Source organism: Actinomadura roseirufa, from assembly GCF_900659635.1.
Lineage (GTDB): Bacteria > Actinomycetota > Actinomycetes > Streptosporangiales > Streptosporangiaceae > Spirillospora > Spirillospora roseirufa.
This window is the reverse complement of the sequence record NZ_CAACVB010000496.1, coordinates 1-2,816: the sequence shown is the minus strand read 5'-3', so window position 1 is coordinate 2,816 and position 2,816 is coordinate 1. Positions and strand designations below refer to the sequence as shown.

At 75.1% G+C, this 2,816-nt stretch carries 3 protein-coding genes; 2 read left to right on the top strand and 1 reads right to left on the bottom strand.

The genetic code is table 11. The features are described from left to right. A partial coding sequence (locus E1291_RS40720; protein ID WP_503108260.1) for a folylpolyglutamate synthase/dihydrofolate synthase family protein occupies window positions 1–664 on the bottom strand: 664 nt, incomplete at its 3' end. 141 nt (window positions 665–805) lie between these two features. On the opposite strand from E1291_RS40720, the gene E1291_RS40715 reads away from it, so the two are divergent. Next, complete coding sequence (locus E1291_RS40715; protein ID WP_242614689.1) at window positions 806–2,176, top strand: bifunctional folylpolyglutamate synthase/dihydrofolate synthase; 1,371 nt, start codon at window positions 806–808, stop codon at window positions 2,174–2,176. Further along, window positions 2,173–2,526, top strand: coding sequence for a DUF4233 domain-containing protein (locus E1291_RS40710; RefSeq protein WP_242614688.1), 354 nt, complete (start codon window positions 2,173–2,175; stop codon window positions 2,524–2,526). Before E1291_RS40715 ends, E1291_RS40710 begins: the two co-directional genes overlap by 4 nt. Window positions 2,527–2,816: the final 290 nt, after the last annotated feature.

Below are 2,816 nucleotides of genomic sequence, written 5' to 3'. Positions count from 1 at the left end.
GGACGCCGCCGTCCCCGGGCCGCACGTACTCGACGCGCCCGGCCAGCGCCGCCTCGGCCGCCGCGGACTGCGGCGCCGACAGCACGGCCCGCGTCCCCGGCCCGGCCACGCCCGCCTTCTCCAGGGCGATCTCGGCGACCGTGGCGCCGAGCACCCCGGCGTGCTCCAGGAAGACCGGCGTCAGCGCGGCGACGTCCGGCGGGAACAGGCTCACCTCGTCCGACCGGCCGCCCATCCCGGCCTCCAGGACGATCACGTCCGCTTCGGCGTCACGGGCGTGCAGGACGCCCGCGAGCGTGAACAGCCCGGCCGGCGACAGGTAGCCCGCGCCGGGCGGCGGCGTGTCCATCGCCCGGCCGAGGCGCGCGCCGAGCGAGGCCAGCTCCCCCTCCGACACCGACACCCCATCGATCCTGATCCGGTCGAGGGCGTCCCTGATCCCCGGGCTGGTCACCGTGCAGACCCGCAGGCCCGCCGCCGCGAGGAACGCCGACGCGTACGTCGCGGCGGTGCCCTTCCCCTTTGAGCCCACGACCGTCAGGACCGGCACCCCGGGGGAGAGGATCCCGAGGGCCTCCGCGAGGGCGCGGGCGCGCGGCACGCTGCGGCTCTCGCCGGGACCGCGGCGCCCCCACTCCCGGAAGAAGACCTCCTCGGCGTCCACACCCCCATGGTGGCAGTTTCCGGGCCGACCCTGGGCGGCCCGGAGCGCCGAGTAGGCTCTGAGGGTCACTTTCCGCAGCCATGGAGCATCGTGAGCCAGGAAACCGAGCCGCTCGACTACCGGGGCGCCGTCAGCGCGATCATGAGCCGCGGGGTCGAATGGGAGATCGATCCCACCCTCGACCGGATCCGCGACCTCGTCGACGTCCTGGGGGAGCCGCAGCGCGCCTACCCGGTCGTCCACGTGGCGGGGACGAACGGCAAGTCCAGCACCGCCCGGCTCATCGAGGCGCTGCTGCGCGAGCGCGGGCTGCGCACCGGCCTGTACACCAGCCCCGAGCTGACCACCCTGCGGGAGCGGATCGCCATCGACGGCGAGCCGATCGGCGAGGAGCGGTTCGTCGAGGTCCTGCGGGACGTGCTGCCCTACGTCGAGCTGGTCGACGGCAAGCACGCCGCGCGGCTGTCGTTCTTCGAGGTGCTCACCGCCATGGCGTTCGCGGCGTTCGCGGACGCGCCGGTCGACGTGGCCGTCGTCGAGGTCGGCATGGGCGGGACGTGGGACGCCACCAACGTGGCCGACGGCGCGGTCGCCGTGGTCACCCCCATCGGCCTGGACCACACCCGCTACCTGGGCGAGACGATCGAGGAGATCGCCGGGGAGAAGGCCGGGATCATCAAGCCCGGCGCGGTCGCGGTGCTGGCCCAGCAGCCGGTGGAGGCGGCCGAGGTGCTGCTGCGCCGCATCGTGGAGACCGGCGCGGCGGCGGCCCGCGAGGGCATCGAGTTCGGGGTGCTGAGCCGCGACGTCGCGGTGGGCGGCCAGCAGCTGCGGCTGCAGGGCCTGCACGGCGTCTACGAGGAGGTCTTCCTGCCGCTGTTCGGCGACCACCAGGCGAGCAACGCCGCGACCGCGCTGGCCGCGGTGGAGGCGTTCGCGAGCGGCGCGCCGACGCCCGGCGAGGCCGACCTGACGGCCGTCACGCGCATCGCGGCGGGGGAGACCTACGCCGGCGGCGCGGAGGGGCAGCTCGACCCGGCCCTGGTCCGCAGCGGCCTGGCCAAGGCCGCCTCGCCCGGCCGGCTGGAGGTCGTCCGCACCGGCCCGACGGTGCTGCTGGACGCGGCGCACAACCCGTCCGGGGCCGCGGCGACCGTCGCCACGATCACCGAGTCGTTCGGCTTCAGCCGGCTGGTCGGCGTGCTCGCGGTCGCCGCCGACAAGGACGTCGCCGGGATCCTCGACCAGCTCGAGCCCGTGCTGGCCGAGCTGGTGGTCACCCGCAGCTCCTCCCCCCGCTCGATGCTGCCCGAGGAGCTCGCCGAGATCGCCGAGGGCGTCTTCGGCGCCGAGCGGGTGCATCTGGCGGCCCGGCTGGACGACGCGATCGACCGGGCGATCGGCCTGGCCGAGGAGACCGGCGAGTACCAGGGCGCTGGCGTGCTGATCACCGGCTCGGTGGTCACCGTGGGCGACGCGCGGACGCTGCTGCGGGTCGGGGAGGGGCGGTGACCGCCGTGCGCGCGCGGCGGGCGCCCAATCCCGCGCGCCGGCTGCTGGCGACCGTGCTGGCCTGCGAGGCCATCGTGATCGCGCTGGCGATCCCGGTGGCGGTGGCGGTGCTGAAGGTGGACGGCGGCACCGCCGGGGCCGTGTGCGGCGGCCTCGCCGTGGTGTGCCTGCTCATGGCGGGCGTGCTGCGGTTCCCGTGGGGCGTGGCCGCGGGCAGCGTGCTCCAGGTGCTGGTGATCGGCACCGGCTTCATGGTGCCGACCATGTTCTTCCTCGGCGCGCTGTTCGGCGCGCTCTGGGTGACGGGAATTTGGCTGGGTCGCAAGGCGGAGGGCGTTTCGGCGCGCTAAATTCGCGGGGACGGTGCCGCATTCCGTCCACTCGACGCCGCATTCCCGATAAACATTCCAATACCGGCATTCTTCCCTTATGGGAAAGCGGGCGCGGGTGGGCGGCGACTCCGAAGGAGAAGGCCGTGTCCTCGCACGCACGCGATCCTCGGTCCGCGTCCCGGCCGGCCGCCTCGTTCGGCGTCCTGCTGGTGGCGTGCACCGCGCCGGCCGCCGCCGTCCTGACGATCCCCGACACCGGCCCGGGCGTCGCCGCCGCCGCGGCGGCCGCGCTCGACCCGGCCGGCGGG

Excerpts from the sequence above, each read along its gene's own strand:
- E1291_RS40715 (WP_242614689.1), top strand. The coding sequence starts at position 806 with ATGAGCCGCGGGGTCGAATGGGAGATCGATCCCACCCTCGACCGGATC.